The sequence below is a fragment of the Janthinobacterium sp. genome, from assembly GCF_009923995.1.
Classification (GTDB): Bacteria; Pseudomonadota; Gammaproteobacteria; order Burkholderiales; family Burkholderiaceae_D; genus Janthinobacterium.
This window is the reverse complement of the sequence record NZ_RFSK01000025.1, coordinates 25,150-43,911: the sequence shown is the minus strand read 5'-3', so window position 1 is coordinate 43,911 and position 18,762 is coordinate 25,150. Positions and strand designations below refer to the sequence as shown.

16 protein-coding genes are annotated in these 18,762 nt (G+C 64.4%); 13 read left to right on the top strand and 3 right to left on the bottom strand.

What is annotated here, in order from left to right; translation table 11 throughout:
• Positions 1-7: 7 nt before the first annotated feature.
• Both hydA and EBS11_RS14245 read left to right on the top strand, forming a co-directional pair.
• A complete protein-coding gene (hydA, locus tag EBS11_RS14250; protein ID WP_290603628.1) occupies positions 8-1,399 on the top strand; it encodes a dihydropyrimidinase in 1,392 nt (463 codons plus the stop codon).
• Positions 1,400-1,409: 10 nt separating this feature from the next.
• Entirely contained in the window at positions 1,410-2,645 is a 1,236-nt protein-coding gene (locus tag EBS11_RS14245) for a Zn-dependent hydrolase (protein WP_290603626.1), read from the top strand.
• Between the two features lie 3 nt (positions 2,646-2,648).
• Here the strand turns inward: EBS11_RS14245 and EBS11_RS14240 are convergent, their stop codons facing one another.
• The 3 genes from EBS11_RS14240 to EBS11_RS14230 all read right to left on the bottom strand — a co-directional run bounded on the left by EBS11_RS14240 (position 2,649) and on the right by EBS11_RS14230 (position 6,702).
• On the bottom strand, positions 2,649-3,923 hold the full coding sequence (locus EBS11_RS14240; protein WP_290603624.1) for a DUF445 domain-containing protein: 1,275 nt from the start codon (positions 3,921-3,923) through the stop codon (positions 2,649-2,651).
• Between the two features lie 4 nt (positions 3,924-3,927).
• Positions 3,928-5,691, bottom strand: coding sequence for an allantoate amidohydrolase (locus tag EBS11_RS14235; protein WP_290603622.1), 1,764 nt, complete (start codon positions 5,689-5,691; stop codon positions 3,928-3,930).
• Positions 5,692-5,763: 72 nt separating this feature from the next.
• On the bottom strand, positions 5,764-6,702 hold the full coding sequence (locus EBS11_RS14230; RefSeq protein WP_034754583.1) for a LysR family transcriptional regulator: 939 nt from the start codon (positions 6,700-6,702) through the stop codon (positions 5,764-5,766).
• A gap of 131 nt (positions 6,703-6,833) precedes the next feature.
• On the opposite strand from EBS11_RS14230, the gene EBS11_RS14225 reads away from it, so the two are divergent.
• The 11 genes from EBS11_RS14225 (at position 6,834) to EBS11_RS14175 (ending at position 18,708) form a co-directional block, all read left to right on the top strand.
• Positions 6,834-8,066 carry a urate hydroxylase PuuD gene (locus EBS11_RS14225; RefSeq protein ID WP_290603615.1) on the top strand — a complete coding sequence of 411 codons (1,233 nt, stop codon included), beginning with the start codon at positions 6,834-6,836 and terminating at the stop codon, positions 8,064-8,066.
• A complete protein-coding gene (locus EBS11_RS14220; protein WP_290603614.1) occupies positions 8,063-9,298 on the top strand; it encodes a M20/M25/M40 family metallo-hydrolase in 1,236 nt (411 codons plus the stop codon). Before EBS11_RS14225 ends, EBS11_RS14220 begins: the two co-directional genes overlap by 4 nt.
• A 69-nt stretch (positions 9,299-9,367) precedes the next feature.
• Positions 9,368-10,294: a LysR family transcriptional regulator gene (locus EBS11_RS14215; RefSeq protein WP_290603613.1), complete on the top strand. Its 927-nt coding sequence runs from the start codon at positions 9,368-9,370 to the stop codon at positions 10,292-10,294.
• Positions 10,295-10,440: 146 nt separating this feature from the next.
• Positions 10,441-11,115, top strand: a complete 675-nt coding sequence (locus tag EBS11_RS14210; RefSeq protein WP_290603612.1) for a DUF4286 family protein — start codon at positions 10,441-10,443, stop codon at positions 11,113-11,115.
• A gap of 108 nt (positions 11,116-11,223) precedes the next feature.
• Positions 11,224-12,570 carry an MFS transporter gene (locus EBS11_RS14205; RefSeq protein ID WP_290603611.1) on the top strand — a complete coding sequence of 449 codons (1,347 nt, stop codon included), beginning with the start codon at positions 11,224-11,226 and terminating at the stop codon, positions 12,568-12,570.
• An 8-nt stretch (positions 12,571-12,578) separates the two neighbouring features.
• Positions 12,579-13,256 carry a DUF2848 domain-containing protein gene (locus tag EBS11_RS14200; RefSeq protein ID WP_290603610.1) on the top strand — a complete coding sequence of 226 codons (678 nt, stop codon included), beginning with the start codon at positions 12,579-12,581 and terminating at the stop codon, positions 13,254-13,256.
• Between the two features lie 4 nt (positions 13,257-13,260).
• Entirely contained in the window at positions 13,261-14,604 is a 1,344-nt protein-coding gene (locus EBS11_RS14195) for an amidase (protein WP_290603609.1), read from the top strand.
• 94 nt (positions 14,605-14,698) lie between these two features.
• Positions 14,699-16,045 carry a paraquat-inducible protein A gene (locus EBS11_RS14190; protein WP_290603608.1) on the top strand — a complete coding sequence of 449 codons (1,347 nt, stop codon included), beginning with the start codon at positions 14,699-14,701 and terminating at the stop codon, positions 16,043-16,045.
• A complete protein-coding gene (locus EBS11_RS14185) occupies positions 16,038-17,669 on the top strand; it encodes an MlaD family protein (RefSeq protein ID WP_290603606.1) in 1,632 nt (543 codons plus the stop codon). The genes EBS11_RS14190 and EBS11_RS14185 overlap by 8 nt, the downstream gene beginning before the upstream one ends.
• A complete protein-coding gene (locus tag EBS11_RS14180; RefSeq protein WP_290603604.1) occupies positions 17,666-18,262 on the top strand; it encodes a PqiC family protein in 597 nt (198 codons plus the stop codon). The genes EBS11_RS14185 and EBS11_RS14180 overlap by 4 nt, the downstream gene beginning before the upstream one ends.
• Before the next feature lie 47 nt (positions 18,263-18,309).
• A complete protein-coding gene (locus EBS11_RS14175; RefSeq protein ID WP_290603602.1) occupies positions 18,310-18,708 on the top strand; it encodes a DUF2946 domain-containing protein in 399 nt (132 codons plus the stop codon).
• Positions 18,709-18,762: the final 54 nt, after the last annotated feature.

Sequence of the window (18,762 nt, the reverse complement as noted above, 5' to 3'; positions counted from 1 at the left end):
AGACAAGATGACTACACTGATACGTGGCGGCACCGTCGTCAACGCCGACCGCGCCTTTCGCGCCGATGTGCTGATCGAGGGCGATACCATCGCCGCCGTCGGCGAGAATCTGGCGCTGCCGGCCGGTGCCACCGTGATCGACGCGGGCGGCCTGTACGTGATGCCGGGCGGGATCGACACGCACACGCACATGAATCTGCCCTTCATGGGCACCGTGACGTCCGACGATTTTTTCACGGGCACGGCGGCGGGGCTGGCGGGCGGCACCACCACCATCATGGATTTCGTCATCCCCGCGCCCAAGCAGTCGCTGATCGAGGCCTATCACCAGTGGCGCGAGTGGTCGGCCAAGGCGGCCGGCGACTACACTTTCCACGTGGCGATTACCTGGTGGAGCGAGCAGGTACATGAAGAGATGGGCACCCTCGTGCGCGAGCATGGCGTCAACAGCTTCAAGCACTTCATGGCGTATAAAAATGCGATCATGGCCGACGATGAAACGCTGGTAAAAAGCTTTACCCGCTCGCTGGAGCTGGGGGCGCTGCCCACCGTGCATGCGGAAAATGGCGAGCTGGTTTTTCAGCTGCAGCAAGCCTTGCTGAAAAAGGGCATTACGGGGCCGCAGGCGCATCCCTTGTCGCGCCCGCCGGCCGTGGAGGCGGAAGCGGCCAACCGCGCCATCGCCATCGCCAATGTCCTCAATACCCCCGTGTACATCGTGCACGTCTCGTGCGCGGAATCGCTCGACGCCATCACGCGGGCGCGTGCGAATGGCCAGCGCGTGTACGGCGAGGCGCTGGCGGGCCACCTGGTGATCGACGACAGCGTCTACCGGAGCGATGATTTTGACTACGTGGCGGGCCACGTCATGAGTCCGCCGTTCCGCGGCAAGCACCACCAGGCGGCGCTGTGGCATGGCCTGCAAAGCGGCAATCTGCACACGACGGCCACCGATCACTGCACCTTTTGCGCGGAACAGAAGGCGGCGGGCAAGGACGACTTCACGCGCATCCCGAACGGCTGCGGCGGCGTCGAGGAACGCATGGCCGTGGTGTGGGATGCGGGCGTCAATTCCGGCATGCTGACACCGTCCGAATTCGTCAAGGTGTCGTCCACCAATGCGGCGCAGATCTTCAATATGTATCCGCGCAAGGGCGTCATCGCCGCAGGCAGCGACGCCGACATCGTGCTGTGGGACCCGCAAGGCACGCGCACCATTTCCGCCGCCACGCAGTTCGCCAGGGGAGGCTTCAATGTCTTCGAAGGACGCACCGTGCGCGGCATCCCCAGCACCACGATTGCCGCCGGCAAGGTGGTATTCCACCAGGGCGAGCTCATGGCGGTGGAAGGCGCTGGTCGCTATGTCGAGCGCCCGGCGTTTTCGGCCACCACCGCATAAGGAGTTGACGATGGATGAATTGCGTATCAATGGCGAGCGCCTGTGGGCAGCCCTGATGGAACTGGCAAAAATTGGCGCCACGCCCAAGGGTGGCGTCAAGCGCCTGGCCCTGACGGATCTGGACAAGCAGGGGCGCGACCTGGTGGTGGGTTGGGGCAGGGAGGCGGGCATGAGCATTACCGTCGACCAGATCGGCAATGTCTTCATGCGCCGCGACGGCACGGACAATAGCCTGCCGCCCGTGATGACGGGCAGCCATATCGACACGCAGCCGACGGGCGGCAAGTTCGATGGCAATTACGGCGTGCTGGCCGGCCTGGAAGTGGTGCGCACCTTGAACGATTTGAAAATCAAGACGCAGGCCCCCATCGAGGTGGCCTTCTGGACCAACGAGGAAGGCTCGCGCTTCGTGCCCGTGATGATGGGCTCCGGCGTATTTTGCGGCGCCTTCTCGCTGGAGACGGCGTATGCGGCGAAAGACACGGAAGGCAAAACGGTGGGCGAAGAGCTGGCGCGCATCGGATACAAGGGCGAACAGGTGCCGGGTGATCACCCCATCGGCGCCTACTTCGAGACGCACATCGAGCAGGGCCCGGTGCTGGAAGACGCGGATAAAATCATCGGCGTGGTGCCGGCCGTGATGGGCCTGTCGTGGTACGACTGCGTGGTGACGGGCATGGAAGCGCATGCGGGACCGACGCCCATGGGCTTGCGCAAGGATGCGCTGCAGGTGGCCACCACCATCATGCAGGAAGTCGTCGCCATCGCCAACCGCTATCCGCCGTACGGCCGTGGCACGGTGGGCATGGTGCAGGTCTTCCCGAACAGCCGCAACGTGATTCCCGGCGAAGTCAAATTCAGCATCGACCTGCGCAATGTGAACGACGAACTGCTCAACACCATGCATGGCGAGATCACGGCCTTCATCGATGCCACGCGCGAAAGAACAGGGCTGGGCATTGCGCTGGAGCGCGTGTCCTACTACCCGCCATGTCCGTTCCACCCGGACTGCGTGGGCGCCGTGCGCAACGCCACGGCCAAGCTGGGCTACTCCGTAATGGATGTCGTGTCCGGCGCCGGCCATGACGCCATCTATGCGGCCAGGCTGGCGCCGGCCGGCATGATCTTCGTGCCCTGCAAGGACGGCATCAGTCACAATGAAATCGAGGACGCCAAGCCCGAGCACCTGGAAGCGGGCTGCAATGTGCTGCTGCACGCCATGCTGGAACGGGCCGTGGCCGTGTAATCGTCACATGGCGCGCAGCAGCGCGATCAGCTGCGAGCTGCCAAACAGCAGCAGGCCGATGGCGCCGCCTACGATGGTGCCGTTGATGCGGATGTATTGCAGGTCCTTGCCGATCTGCAGCTCGATCTGGCGGGACATGTCTTGCGGGTCCCAGTTCTTCACGGTGTCGCCGATGTGGCGGGTGAGGAACTGGGCAAAGTCGGGGGCCATGTTGCGGGCCGCATCCTGCATGCGTTCATTGAGCGAGGCGCGCAGCTGCGCGTTGTGTGCCAGCTCCTTGCCGATCCATGCGCCCATGCCGGCGACCCGCGCATGCAGCACGGAGTCGCTGGCCTCGAGATCCCGTTTCAGCCAGGAGCGCAATTGTTCCCACAGGCCGTACAGGTATTGCGTCAGCAGCGTGTCGTCCTGCAGCTGTGCGCGGATCGCTTCACCCCGCGCCAGAAAGGCAGGATCGGTTTTCAGGCGCATGACCAGCCGCTGCATGGCTTCGTCGAGCTTGTGCCGCAACTGGTGGGCGGGATCCTGGGCGATGCGGCGCAAGGTGGTGTCGAGTGCACTGGCGATGAGCTCCGCGCCATTCTCTCCCAGCCATGATGTCGGCAAGACCTTTTCCTTGCGCGGGTGTTCGGTCTTGAGCCAGTTGACGATGCTGTCGGCGATCAGTTCCCGGCTGTGCGGTTCGCGCATCACGCTCACCAGCTTGTCGATGACGTCGTCGAGCAAGGCCTGGTGGCGTCCATCGGCGGTCAGCGTCTCCAGCAGCGCCGCTGCCGATTGCGACAGGTCCACCTTGTCCAGCGCCGCGTCAAACGCCTTTTTCATGAAAGGGCGTATGCGCTCATCGTCCGTCATGTCCAGGGCGGTGCCCAGCAGCTTAGTCAGGTAGCTGCCCAGCAGGCTGGTATTGGCCGGCGCCGTGAGCCATTCGCCTATCATCCTGGCGGGATCGTGTTTCTCGATCAAGGCCAGCAGCGATGTCGTGTCGAGGAACTTGTCCTTGACGAAGGCGGCCAGGTTGACGGCGATCCTGTCCTTTTCCTTGGGGATGATGTTCGTATGGCGCGAGATGAAGGGAATGGGAATCTTGCGGAACAGGGCGGTGACGGCGAACCAGTCGGCCAGCGCCCCGACCATGGCCGCTTCCGATACCGCTTTCAACGCATCGACCCACAGGCTGCGCGGCAGGAAGGCCGTGACGACAAACAGGGCGCTGGCGGCCAGCAGGAAGGCCAGTGCCAGGCGCTTGCTGCGCCGTAGTTCGGTGGCCTTGTCCATGGCCTTAGGCCAGTGCCGGTTTGGGCTGGAAATGCCGGAGGAACGCCAGCAGCGCCTGCGCCGCGATATCGGCGTCGTCGGCCGTCATGGTCTCGAGCGGATTGTGGCTGATGCCCCCGTTGCCGCAGCGCGTAAACAGCATGGCCACGTCGGTGATGGCGGCCATGGCCATGGCGTCGTGGCCGGCACCTGACAGCAGCGCGTACGGTGTAATGCCGACCGATGCCACGGCTTGCGCCAGCTGGGACATCAGCCATGGTGCGCAGGGTGCTGCGGGCGCGGACAGCAGCAGCTCGATCTGGTAGTCGATCTGGCGCCGCGCGCAAATGGCAGCGATGCCCTCCAGAATATCGTCGACGGCGGCCAGGCGCACGGCATCCACGGCGGCGCGGATGTCGAGCGACAGGGTGCAGGCGCCGGCGATCACGTTGACGGAACCGTTGGGCACGTGCAGCTGGCCCACGGTACCCACCAGCGCCTCGCCCAGGTTACAACGCTGTTCCACCAGCAGGATGATTTCCGCGGCCGCGCCGGCCGCATCCTTGCGCATGGTCATGGGAGTCGTACCCGCATGGCTGGCCACGCCGCCCAGGCTGACCAGGTAGCGCGAGCTGCCGGCAATGGCCGTGACGATCCCCAGCGGCAGGTCGCGTTCGAGCAGCACGGGGCCTTGTTCGATATGCACTTCCACGTAGCCCAGCAAGTCGGCCGGATCGCGCGCGATGGCACCGATGGCGCTCGCTTCGTGGCCGGCGGCGGCCAGCGCCTCGCGCATGCTCACGCCATCGGCATCGACCTTGTCGAGCAGCGAGACGTCGAACTTGCCCGTGACGGCCGTGCTGCCCAGGAAAGTGCTCTTGAAGCGCACGCCTTCTTCCTCGGCGAAGCCGACGATCTCGAGGTGGAAGGGCAGCTTCTCGCCCCGTTCGTGCAGGTGGCGCACGACGGCAATCGGCAGCACGATGCCCAGCCGGCCGTCGTACTTGCCGCCATTGCGCACCGTGTCGTAATGCGAACCCGTCATCAGGGTCTTTGCGCCGGGAACGTCGGAGAGGTAGCGGCCGACCACATTGCCGACGGCGTCGATGTGCACCTGCATGCCCGCCTCCCGCATCCATTCGGCCAGCTGCGCGGCCGTGTTCCGGTGCGCTGGGGTCAGGTAGGCGCAGGTGAGGTTGTAATCGCTGTCGCTCCAGCCGGCCAGGGTTTCCGCATGCTGCATGATGGCGGGGCCGAAGTCGAGGCGCACGTCGAACAGGTCGTTCAGGCGCAGCTCGGCAATGCGCTTGATCTGCCGCAGCGATTCGGCCAGTTCATCGGCCGGCCGGTTTTTCAGGCGGCGCGCAAAGGTAGCGATGATGTCCTGGCGCGTCAAGCCTTCGCCCGTCGGGCCCTTGACGGCCAGGATGAAGGGGAAGCCGAATTTGGCGTTGTACTCGCTGTTGAGGCGCTGCAGGGTGGCAAATTCCTCGGGACTGCACAGGTTCAGGCCGGACTTGGCCTGCTCGCGCGTCGACTCTGCCGTCAGCTGGCCCGCGATGGCCGCCTTGCCTGCCAACTCGGGATGGGCACGGATCAGTCCCAGCTGCTCTTGAGGCGAGGCCAGGGCCAGCACGCGCTGCAGTTCCGTCTTGAGGGCCGTCAGGCTGGCAAACGGCATGGCCGCTGCCGCCCGCTGGGGTATCCAGGGCGAGTGTTCATAAATGCCGTGCAGGTGCTTGATGAAGTCTGCCTGGCTGCTGGTGTTCAGGTCTGAAAGGGTGGTCATGGTTATCCGATCATGCAAGCGGTGATGATAGCGCCCTGTCCTGCGCCCATTATATGCGCGCGCTGATAGCGGCTATCGCTGTACCAGCGCCTTGGCCGCCGCGCTGACCTGGTCGCGCAGCCATTTGTGCTCGGGCGCCTGGTGCACGCGCTGGTGCCACAACTGGTAAAAACGCATGGGCGGGAATTTCAAGGGCACGGTATATGTTTTCAGCGGCAGGGTCTTTTCATAGAAGCGCATGAACTGGCGGCCCGTGGTGAGGACCAGGTCCGTCTGCGTCAGCATGTAGGGAATCAGGCCGAAATACGCCGATTCCACCACCACGTTGCGCTGCAGGTTTTGCCGCTCCAGGAAGGAATCGATGACGCCATGGTAGCCTGGCATCATCTGTGACGGCGCCACGTGAGGCAGGCTCAGATAGTCGTCCAGGGTCATGGCGTCGCTGGCCGTGCGCCGCGCATAGGCGTTTTCCGCATGCATGGCGCAGATGATGGGATCCTCGAACAGCTTCGAGATGTGCAGGTGCGCCGGCGGCTCGTCCCAGTTGGCGATCACCAGGTCCAGGCCCCCATCGGAGAGCTGGCGGATATGGTCGATGCCCGGTCCCAGGCTGTGCAGCACCACGCGGCTTTTCGGCGAACCGCGGCGCAGCAGCGCCACCACGTTGGGCAGGAATTGGCTGTCCAGGTAGTCGGGCGCGGCGATGTGGAAGGTGCGCGCCTCTTCCTGTGCCACGAACGGTGTCTTCTTGACGAACAGGCTCTCTGTCTGGTCGAGGATGCGCTTGGCAGGGTTGAGCAGGCTTTCGCCATGCTGCGTGGGCACCATGCCGCGCGCGCCGCGCACCAGCAGCGGATCGCCCGTCAGTTCGCGCAGCTTGCGCAGCGAGGCGGAAATCGAGGGCTGGGGCTGGTTGAGTTTCAGTGCCACGCGCGAGACATTTTTTTCCACCAGCAGCAGGTAGAGGATGCGGATCAGGTGCAAATCGAGGTGTTGCGGCAGGCTGGACATGGGGAGGTGGCTTTGTTGTATATCGAATTGAATATGTCAAATATACGATATTTTTCATGTGACGGGCGGTAAATCCGTTTATCTTGTGTAGATTGGCACGAATATTGGTTCGGTCTGACTAGAGGAAATTTATGGAAGTATTTGCCTACCTGATTCCGTATGGCCTTGAATGGCTGAACCTGATCGTCCGCTGGCTGCACGTCATCACGGGCATCGCCTGGATCGGCGCTTCCTTCTATTTTGTCTGGCTCGATAACTCCATCCGTCCGCCCGCGCCCGGTTCCGAGCTGGCGAAGAAGGGCGTGTCGGGCGAACTGTGGGCCGTGCACGGCGGCGGCTTCTATAACCCGCAAAAATACCTGGTGGCGCCCGCCGAACTGCCGAAGGAACTGCATTGGTTCAAGTGGGAAGCGTATTCCACCTGGCTGTCCGGTTTTGCCCTGCTGACCATCGCCTATTACTTCAACGCCCAGGCCATGATGATCGACAAATCCGTCGCCGACATTAGCAGCGGCCAGGCCATCGGCATCGGCATCGCCACCCTCGTCATCGGCTGGACCGTGTACGACCTGCTGTGCCGCTCCCCGTTGGCGAAGCATGAACTGTGGTTCGGCGTGACGGTGTTTGCGCTGATCGTCGGCGCCGCGTATGTGCTCACGCACTTGCTGAGCGGACGGGCCGCCTACATCCACGTGGGTGCCATGATCGGCACCATCATGGTGGCCAATGTGCTGATGCTGATCATTCCCGGCCAGCGCAAGATGGTCGAGGCCATGGCCGCCGGCAAGCTGCCCGATCCCAAACATGGCCTGAAGGCCAAGCAGCGCAGCGTGCATAACAATTATTTTACGTTGCCGGTGCTGTTCATCATGATCAGCAACCACTACGCGATGACCTACCGCAACGACCACGCCTGGCTGGTGCTGGCGCTGATCATGGCGGCCGGCGTCTTCATCCGCCATTTCTTCAACCTGCGCCACAAGGGGCGCGTCGAGTGGCGCTATCCGGCCCTCGGCGTGGCCTTGCTGGTGGCGGTGGCCGTGGCCATCGCGCCGAAAGCGCCCGTGGCCGTGGCGGCCGCACCGGCCGTGGACCCGGTAGCGCAATTCAAGGCCGTGCATGCCATCATCGCCCAGCGCTGCGCCACCTGCCATTCGGCCCAGCCCACGCAGCCGGGCTTTGCCACGGCGCCAGCCGGCATGATGCTGGATAATGAAACGGAAATCCGCCAGCACGTGGCGCAGATTTACAAACAGGCCATCGAGCTGAAAGCCATGCCGATCGGGAATCTAACCAATATGACGGACGCCGAGCGCAGCGAATTGGGCGCCTGGCTACAACAGACCATGCAAGGAAAAAAATGACGACGCACACGGAACAGATCACGGCCTGGATCGACAGCCATTTCGACGAGGAAGTCGCCTTTTTGCAAAAGGTGGTGCAGCAGCCGACGGATACGCCGCCCGGTAACAACGCGCCGCATGCGGACCTGGTGGCGCAGCTGCTGCAGACCTATGGCTGGCAGGCGGAAAAGCACGCCGTACCAAGGGACCAGGTGGAGGCGTACGGCATGCAGAGCATCACCAACCTGATCGTGCGCCGGCCGTATGCTGCCGGCGGTCCGACCGTGGCTTTGAATGCGCACGGCGACGTGGTGCCACCGGGTGACAACTGGACCTATCCGCCATATGGCGGGCAGATCGACGGCGGCTATATGTATGGCCGCGCGACGGCCGTCTCAAAAGGCGACTTCGCCACCTATGTATTTGCCGCGCGCGCGCTCGAAGCACTGGGCATACCGCTCAAGGGCCAGCTGGAACTTCACTTCACGTACGACGAGGAATTCGGCGGCTTGCTGGGGCCGGGCTGGCTGCTGGAGCAAAATCTGACGAAGCCCGATTTCGTCATTGCGGCCGGCTTCAGCTACGGCATCGTCACTGCGCACAACGCCTGCCTGCAGCTGGAAATCACCGTGCACGGCAAGTCGGGCCATGGCTCCATGCCGGAAACGGGCCATGACGCGCTGCAGGCGGCCAACAAGATCCTCAACGCCATCTATGGCCAGCTGCCCGAACTGAAAAAGATCAAATCGACAGTGGCTGGCATCGATTCGCCCACCATGCTGGTGGGACGCATCGACGGCGGCACGAATACCAATGTGGTGCCAGGAAAAGTCGTCATGAAGATGGACCGGCGCATGATCCCGGAAGAAGACCCGGTGGCGGTGGAAGCGCAGGTGCGGGCGCTGATCGAGGACGCCGTGCGGGGCGAGCCTGGCATCCGCATCGAGATCCGCCGCCTGCTGCTGTCGCACGCGCTGCGCCCCTTGCCAGGCTCCGAGCAGCTGGTGGGCAGCCTGCAAAAGAATGCGCAGGTCATCCTCGGCGAAAGCATCCCTGCCGTCGGCACGCCCCTGTATGCGGATGCGCGCCTGTATGGCGAGCGTGGCATCCCGGCCGTGCTGTATGGCGCCGGTCCGCGCACGGTGCCCGAATCGAATGCGAAGAAGGCCGACGAGCGACTGGCGCTGGACGACTTGCGCAAGGCCAGCAAGATCGTCGCCCTCACCTTGCTCGATTTCCTGGGCAAGAAATAGGGCAGGAAATAAGGCAAGGCAGTTTGGCTTACAATGGGCCGACCACACTCTAGGTGAAGAAGAGCTCCATTGAATACCCGTTTTCTCGAAGCGTTTGTCTGGGCTGCGCGGCTGGGTAGCTTCCGCACGGCGGCCGACAAGCTGCACATCACGCAGGCAGCCATCTCGAACCGCATCGCCTCGCTGGAGCAGGACTTCGGTACGCGCCTGTTCGACCGCGACGCGCGTGAAATCCGCCTGACCTTCGCCGGGCGCAACCTGCTAGGCTATGCGGAGCGCATGCTGGAACTGTGCCGCGACATGTATGCGGCCAATTCCTCGCCCGCGCATATCACGGGCGAAGTGCGCATCGGCGTCATCGAAACCATCGTGCATACCTGGCTGATTCCGTTTTTGCAGCGCGTGCAGGAGCGCTATCCGGGCATCGAGATTCAATTGACGTCCGAATCGACGCGCCGCCTGCATGAGCAGCTGCAGCAGGGCGAGCTCGATATCGCGCTGCAGACGGACATGCTGACGGGCGACCATATCCGCAGCACGGGCAGCGGCGCCATTGCCATGGGCTGGGCTGGTAGGGCCGCCGACTGGCCCGACACGGGCACGCCATTCACGGTGGCGCAGCTGGCGCAACACCCGATCATCACCATGAACCGCGGCTCGCAGCCCCATTCCGCATTGAAAGCACTGTGCCAGGACGAGGGCGTGCAGCTGGGCAGGGTGCATTGCGTCAGCTCGATCTCGGCCATCGTGCGCCTCGTGAAGGCGGGCTTCGGCATCGCCGTGCTGCCGCTGGCGCCCCTGCGCGAGGAAATCGAGCAGGGCAACATCGCCCTGATCCCGTGTGCCAGCAGCCTGGCGCCGCAGCGCATCGTCATCAGCTACAGCGAAGACCTCACCACGGAAGCGATTCAATTGGTCGCCATGCTGGCGTGCGAGGAGGCTGCCAGGTTCACCCTGGGCCTGGGCGAGGACTATGGTGCCGGTGCACGGACGTGACAATTAACGTGACAATTGAGTTGCTGTAATCGCCTCGACCCACAAGAAAAACTTATCAGTCGCGTTCAGAATAACCCGTTTGCCAAGTGATGGCGTGCCGCCTATTCTGGGTTGGCACACCATTTACAACGCACAACGGAACCATCATGACGACGTCCACCACTACCTTGCCCGGCATCCTGTTCGTCTGGACCAGCGCCGACCCGGAACACGAACTTGATTTCAACCGCTGGTACGACCGCGAGCACGTGGAAGAGCGCGTGCGCATTCCCGGTTTCGTCAGCGGCACGCGCTACCAGAGCGTGCGCGGTCCCCGCAAATACCTGGGCCTGTACCGCACCGTCTCGCTCGACGCCTTCCAGACGCCGGACTACTTCAAGGCCTTCGGCCAGCAGACACCATGGTCGATGGCGAATTTGCAGCGCATGGTGGATCCCATGCGCCGCGTCTGCGCCATCGAGGCGGAAACGGGTATGGGCACGGGCGCCTGGTTGGCCGTGCTGCGCCTGGGCGCATCAGCCATCGGCCAGGATGCCGAAGCGAAGGCCGGCATGGCGGCGCTGGGAGAAAAACTGCTGCATATCGATGGCGTGATCGCCACGCGTTTGCTCACGCCCGACGCCAATTTGTCCGGTCCCCTGCCGGCGGAGCGGAAGGAAGGCCGCGTGCTCGATCCCATTTTCCTGATCGACGCGTCGTCGGAAAGCGCCGCCGTGGCGGCCGCCAGCGAAGCGAGCGCGGCGCTGGGCCTCGATGGCGCCGAGGCGGCCATCCTGCAACTGTCCTGGCAATTGCGCGAGAGCGATCTGCAGGCAGCCTGAGGCCGGCACGCACACCTTGCCGGCACCGATAACACGAGACACGGGCGACGGCGCGGGACAAAGCATCCTGCGCCGCACCTGCAATAAAACTGACGAGAGAGGTAGGCTATGACCACACACACCACGGCACACGCCACCGCGCAGGGCCGCCTGCGTCCCGATGCGCATGCCGCCGCGCCGGGCGAGAAACCCAGGACGGGCCGCCTGGCCACGGCCAGCATGGTCGGCACGACCCTGGAATGGTATGACTTCACCGTCTACAATACCATGGCCGCGCTGATCTTCAACCACCTGTTCTTTCCTTCATTCGACCCGCTGACGGGCACCATCCTGGCTTTTTCCACCTATGCGGTAGGCTATATCTCGCGCCCGATCGGCGGCGTGATCTTCGGCCACCTGGGCGACAAGCTGGGACGCCGCTGGGTGCTGGTGGTGACCCTGATGCTGATGGGCGTGACGACGGGCCTGATGGGCCTCCTGCCCACATACGCGACGGCCGGCATCTGGAGTCCCGTCCTGCTGGTGGCGCTGCGCTTCGTGCAGGGCATCGCGCTCGGTGGCGAATGGGCGGGCGCCGTGCTGATCTCCGTCGAACACGGAGCAGCGGACAAACGGGGCCGCAACGCTTCGTGGACGCAGGTGGGGCCGTCCTTCGGTACCTTGCTGGCGACGGGCTGCATCGGCCTGATCACGTATCTGCTGCCGCACGAAGCATTCATGGAGTGGGGCTGGCGCATGCCGTTCATCGCCAGCCTGCTGCTGGTGGCGTTTGGCATGTGGATACGCAGCGGCATCGATGAAACCCCGCTGTTCAAGGAACTCGACCAGAAAGACGCGAAGGCGGAAGCGCCGATCGGCGACGTGCTGCGGGTCTACTGGCGCCGTCTGCTGATCGCCGGCGGCGTGCGCATCGGCTCGGACGTGCTGTATGCGCTGGTGGTGGTATTTACCCTGACGTACGTGACGACGGTGCTGCACCTGTCGTCGACCCTCGCGCTCACCGCCATCATGATCGGCACGGCCTGCAATGCGCTGGCGGTGCCCATGTTTGGCGCGCTGTCGGACAAGATCGGCCGCCGCCCGGTGTATGCGCTGGGCGCGATCCTGGGACTCGTGTGGGCGTTTGCCTTCTTCACCTTGCTCGACACCGCCAGTCCGGCCGCCATCGTCATCGCCGTTGTCGTGGGCCTGGTCATCCACGCCGTCATGTATGGTCCGCAAGCGGCTTTCGTCATCGAGCAGTTTCCCACCAAGGTGCGCTATGCGGGTTCCTCGCTGGCTTATACCTTGGCCGGCGTCATCGGCGGCGGCTTCGCGCCCCTCGTCATCGCCAGCCTGTATCGCTCGTACAACAGCAGCATGGCCGTCTCGCTGTACGTGGCGGCGGCCTTGCTGATCACCGGCGTCGCTGTTTTTGCTGCACGCGAAACGGGCCGCGGCCCCCTCGAAGAATAAGGAAAATCATGACTACCCATACCTTCAACCTGGCCGGCCACGGCCCCGTCACTTTCGACATCGATCACCTCATCATCGCCGGCTGGACGGGGCGCGACATGGCGATGGTGGAACACCATATCGCCGAACTGGAAGCCATCGGCGTGGCGCGCCCGAAAAGCGTGCCGACCTTTTACCGCGTGGCGGCGGCGCTGCTGTCCAGCGATGCGGCCATCGAGGTGCCGGGAGGCGATTCGTCCGGCGAGGCGGAATTCGTGCTGTTCTCCACGGCATACGGCCTGCTGGTGGGCATCGGTTCCGACCATACGGACCGCAAGGTGGAAAGCTATGGCGTGACGGTGTCGAAGCAGATGTGCGGCAAGCCCGTGGGCGATACCCTGTGGCGCTATGCCGACGTGGCCGGCCACTGGGACCAGCTGCAGATGCGCTCCTGGCGCGAACGGGCCGGCGTGCCGGCCCTGTACCAGGACGGTCCCGTGACGCGCATGCTGTCGCCTGAAGACCTGATCGCGCGCTACACGGGGCAGGCCAGCCTGCCCGTGGGCAGTGCCATGTTCTGCGGCACGCAGCCGATCATCGGCGAGATGGGCCATGGCGACGCTTTCGAGCTGGAGCTGTATGATCCAGCCTTGCAGCGCCGCTTGCAGCACCGCTATGCCGTGCAAACCCTGCCCGTGGAAGGATAAGGCAATGAACAAGACCATCCGTGAACTGGCCGCCGACCTGGCCGCCGGCCGCATCACCAGCGTGGAACTGACGCAGCGCATGCTGGCGCGCGCCGAGGCACACCGGGCGCAGGGCGGCCACGCCTATGTCAGCCTCGATGGCGAACAGGCGCTGGCCGAAGCGCGTGCCAGCGACGCGGCGCGCGCCGCCGGTCTCGTGCCGTCGCCCCTGGCGGGCATCCCCTTGTCCATCAAGGACCTGTTCGACGTCAAGGGGCAAGTGAGCAGCGCGGCCTCGCTGGCGCTGGCCGACGCGCCGCCCGCCGCTGCCGATGCGCAAGCCGTGGCGCGTCTGCGCGCGGCCGGCGCCGTCCTGCTGGGACGCACCAATATGAGCGAATTCGCGTTTTCCGGCCTGGGCTTGAATCCCCATTACGGCACGCCGCGCAATCCGCTGGACCGCGACAGGGTGGCGGGTGGCTCCACCTCGGGCGGCGCCGTGACGGTGGCGCTGGACATGGCGGCCGGCGCGCTGGGGACGGACACGGGCGGCTCGATCCGCATCCCGTCCGCCTTTTGCGGCTTGACGGGTTTCAAGCCGACGGCAGCCAGCATTTCTCTGGAAGGCACGGTACCGCTGTCGCGCTCCCTCGATTCTGCCGGCCCCATCGCGCGCAGCGTCGATTGCTGCGCGATTCTGTACGCGGCGCTGTCCGGCCAGGAGATTGCCGACGGTGCGCCTTCGTTGCAGGGACTGCGCTTAGGCTTTACCACCGATTATGTCGGCACCCATGTCGAGCCGCAGGTGCGGCAGGCGTTTGAGCGCGCGCTGGACATGCTGCGCGCTGCCGGGGCGCAGGTTGAACAGTTCGATTTCCCTGAATTGCTGGAGCTGCCCGTGATCAATGGCGGCGGCGGGCTGGTAGCGGCCGAAGCGTGGCACTGGCACAGGGCGCTGCTGGAAGAGAAGGGCGGGCAGTACGACCAGCGCTTGGCGGCGCGCATCCGCCGCGGCCAGCAGCAGGGCGCGGCCGACTACATCGACCTGCTCGACGCGCGTGCGCGCCTGATCGCGGCGGCAGAGCGGCGCCTGGCGCCATTCGACGCCTGGCTGATGCCCAGCGTGGCGATCCTGGCGCCGCAAGTCGGGCCGCTGGAAGCGGATGACGCGAGCTTCTTCGCCACGAATGGCCTGGTGCTGCGCAATGCCAGCGTGATCAACTTCCTCGACGGCTGTGCGCTGTCCGTGCCTTGCCAGGCGCAAGGGGAGCTGCCCGTGGGACTGGGCATTTGCGCGCTGGCAGGCAAGGATGCGCGGGTGCTGCAGATTGGCCGGGCGGTGGAGGCCATGCTGGGCACGCGTGAATAGATAATGCTGTAGTGCAGGAAAATGCCAACTCTGTCATGATGGCTGGCATTGACAAGAGATCGGCGTGCCTTCCCGCGCCGGCAAATTTCACACTGTGCAACGATACGACCTGATTAGCTGTCATGACTGCGGCGTGCTGTACCGCAAACGTCCGCTGCGTCCACGCGAAAAGGCGCGCTGCATCCGTTGCCGCTCGGTGCTGTATCGGGCCGCGTCAGGCCGGGCCGCGTCAGGCCGCGGCGCGCCCGCCGGCCTGGACAAGGTGGTGGCGCTGACCCTGGGCGCCGCCCTGGTCTTCCTGATCGCCCAGTTTTTCCCCATCGTCGAACTCGAGGTCAATGGCCTGACGTCCAGCGCCACCTTGCTCGGTTCCATCCGCGTGCTGTGGTCCGAGCAGATGCAGGTGGTGGCGACGATGGTGTTCCTGTTTACCATACTGTTTCCCGCCATCGAACTGGGCTCCCTGCTGTACGTGGCGTTGGGCTTGCGCGGCGGCGTCAAGGTGCCCGGTTTTAACCGCGTGCTGCGCGCCGTGCAGACGTCTCGTGAGTGGGGCATGACGGAAGTGCTGATGATCGGCATCCTGATCACCGTCGTCAAGATGACCAGCCTGGCCACCGTGGTGCCGCAACCGGGGTTGTTCGCGTTTGGCGCGTTGACCTTGCTGCTGGCGATCGTTGTTTCCTTCGACCCGAAGGCACTGTGGAACCTGGGCGACGACCTGACCCGTCAGGCGTTGCCCGGCATGCGCTACAAGGCTTTCGCGCCCGGTGAAAAAGTCGTGCCCTGCCACGCCTGCGGCCTGGTGGCGCCTCCCTTGGGCAAGGGCAGGCATCTGGCGTGCGTGCGCTGCGGTTCGACCCTGCATGTGCGCAAACCAAACAGCATCAGCCGTACCTGGGCCCTGCTGATCGCCGCCATGATTCTCTATATTCCCGCCAACCTGTTGCCCGTGATGGTGACGTACACGCTGTTTGGCGCGCAGAACGACACCATCATGAGCGGCGTGGTGCTGTTCTGGACCAGCGGCTCGAAGGGCCTGGCCATCATCATTTTCATCGCCAGCGTGGTCGTGCCCATGCTGAAGCTGGGCGTGCTGGCGTTGCTGGCCTGGACGGTGCAGCGGCGTTCGCGCTGGCGGCCGCGCCAGCGCACCGTTTTGTACCGCATGGTCGAATTCATCGGCCGCTGGTCCATGCTCGACATCTTTGTCGTCACCCTGACGGTGGCGCTGGTGCGCTTCAAGTCGCTGGCGGTGATCACGGCAGGTCCCGGCGCGCTGGCCTTCGGCGCCGTGGTGGTGCTGACCATGCTGGCGGCGATGCAGTTCGACCCGCGTCTGATCTGGGATCCCGTCGACGAACAGGCTCCCGGCGAGGAAGAACCCGTGGTGATAGCAAATACCGGAAACAATACTGTGATTGGAGAACAGCATGTCTGACAAAGAAGCGGGCGACCTTGCCGAAACGGGCGGACGGTCATTGCCGGAACCGGAGGTGGAGCAGGGCAGCCGCTGGCTACCCTCTCTGGTGTGGCTCATTCCGCTGCTGGCCGCGCTGATCGGCGCCGGCCTGGCCGCCAAGTCCATCCTTGACCAGGGGCCCACGGTGACGGTCAGCTTCAAGAGCGCCGAAGGCCTGGAGCCGGGCAAGACCAAGGTCAAATACAAGGATGTCGACATTGGCCAGGTGCGTACCATCACCCTCGATGAGGACCTGACCAGGGTGCTGGTAACGATCGACATGAGCAAGGAAGCGCGCCGCTTCGCCACCAAGGATACGCGCTTCTGGGTGGTGCGTCCGCAGATCGGCGCCAGTGGCGTGACGGGATTGGGCACTTTGCTGTCCGGTGCCTACATCGGCGTCGACACGGGCAAGTCGGAAGAGAAAAAGGAGAGCTTCGTCGGCATGGAAGATCCGCCCGCCGTGGCAGGCGACCAGAAGGGCAAGCTGTACACCCTGCATGCGGACAGCCTCGGCTCCGTCGACGTGGGTTCGCCCCTGTTCTTCCACCGCCTGCGGGTGGGCAAGGTGGTCAGCTTCGCGCTGGACAAGGACGGCCACGGCATCACCATGTCGGTCTTCGTGAATGCGCCGTATGACCAGTTCGTCGGCAAGAACGCGCGCTGGTGGCATGCCAGCGGCGTCGACGTGCGCCTCGATTCCAATGGTTTCAAGCTGAATACGCAATCGCTGGCCGCCATGCTGGTGGGCGGTATCGCCTTCGAGGCGGAAAACGGCCGCAAGCCGGAGGAGCCGGCGCCGGCCGGCACCAGCTACCGTCTGGCGGCCGACGAGGCCAGCGCCATGCGCGAACCCGATGGCGAAGCCATTACCACGGTGTTCTATTTCGACCAGTCGCTGCGCGGCCTGCAGCCCGGCGCCACGGTGGATTTCCGGGGCATCGTGCTGGGCGAGGTGCGTTCGGTGGGTATCGAATTCGATCCCGTGAAGAAGAACTTCCGCATGCCCGTCACCGTCAACCTGTATCCGGCCCGACTGGGCATGCGTTTCAAGACGGCCGTCGACGATGCGGAAGGCTCGGCCGGGCACCAGTTGCTCGAACGCATGGTCAGCCGTGGCTTGCGGGCGCAGCTGCGCACAGGGAATTTGCTCACCAGCCAGTTGTACATCGCGCTGGACTTCTTCCCGAAAGCGCCGAAAGTGGCGCTGGAGCTGAACAAGTATCCGCTGGAAGTGCCGACCGTGCCCAATACCCTCGATGAATTGCAGACGCAGATCGCCAGCATCGCCAGGAAGCTCGACCAGGTGCCGTACGCGGAGATCGGCAACAACCTGAACGCCACCATCAAGCAGGCCAATACCCTGTTCAAGCAGCTCGATGGCCAGGTGGTGCCGGAGATGCGCGATACCCTGACGGCGGCGAAGCAGACCTTCGGCACGGCCGAGCAGGTGCTGCAAAAGGATTCGCCGCTGCAGTCGGACGTGCGCCAGGCCTTGCAACAGCTGACGCAAACCCTGCAATCGCTCAATGCCCTGTCGGACTACCTGGAACGCCATCCCGAGTCCCTGATCCGCGGCAAAAAAGGAGATGAACAAAAATGAAGAAGCCCATTTTCGCGCTACTGGCGGCCGCCATCCTGCTGGGCGGATGCTCCACGCCCCAACCCGAGCATTTTTATACGCTCTCGGGCGGCGCCGACGCGCAGCCGGCCAAGCCCGTGAAATACTATGTCGAGGTGCTGGCCGTCAGCGTGCCGCAGCAGGTGAGCCGCAACCAGTTCGTCGTGACGGCGCCATCGGGGCGCATCGAACTGCTGGAGCAGCAGCGCTGGGCGGGACCGCTGGCCGGCGAAATCGGCCAGTCCCTGTCCACGGCCGTGACCAACGACCTGGGCGCCATCGACGTGTTCCGCACGCCGCATCCGGACAACCTGCCCGTGTACCGCATCAGCACCAATGTGCAGCGCTTCGAATCGGTCATGGGGCAGTATGCGCTGATCGACGCCGTATGGAGCGTGCGCCAGCTCTCCAGCAACAAGGTGGTCACGTGCCGCACCATCGCCAATGAAAAGGTGGGCACCGGCTACGATGAACTGGTGCTGGGCCACCGTCGCGCCGTGAATCGCATCGCCGCCGACATGGCCGCTGTCGTGCGTTCCTTTGACAACGGCAGCGTCGCCTGCCCGGCTGCCTGAACGGCCTTGCGCTAGCCACGCCCCGCGGCCGCTGGTAAAATGCGGCCATGGGAATGACCTTGTTCACGCGCCGCTTTGCCGCCTGGATCGCCTGTTTCGCGATCCTGCTGGCGGCGCTCGCGCCATCGATTTCCCAGGCCGTCGCCAACGCCAAGCAGGAGTCTGGCTCCGGCTGGGCGGAAATCTGCTCGGTGGCCGGCATCCGTTTTGTCCAGGTCGATGCCGGCGCGACCGATGACGGCAAGTCCGCCGGCAAGGCCATGCAGATGGAGCATTGCGCCTTCTGCTCCACGCATGCGGGTTCCGTGGGCCTGCCACCCAGCCCGATAATGCCGCTGCCCGTGGCCAGCGGCACGGCCATCTTCCCCGCCCTGTACTACCAGTCCCCCGCACCGCTGTTCATCTGGAGCACCGCGCAGTCGCGCGCACCGCCCGCCCTCGTCTGAGTTTTTGCATTGTCAAGTTCGACCTGTCCGCCCACCGGCGTGACGGGCCGCATC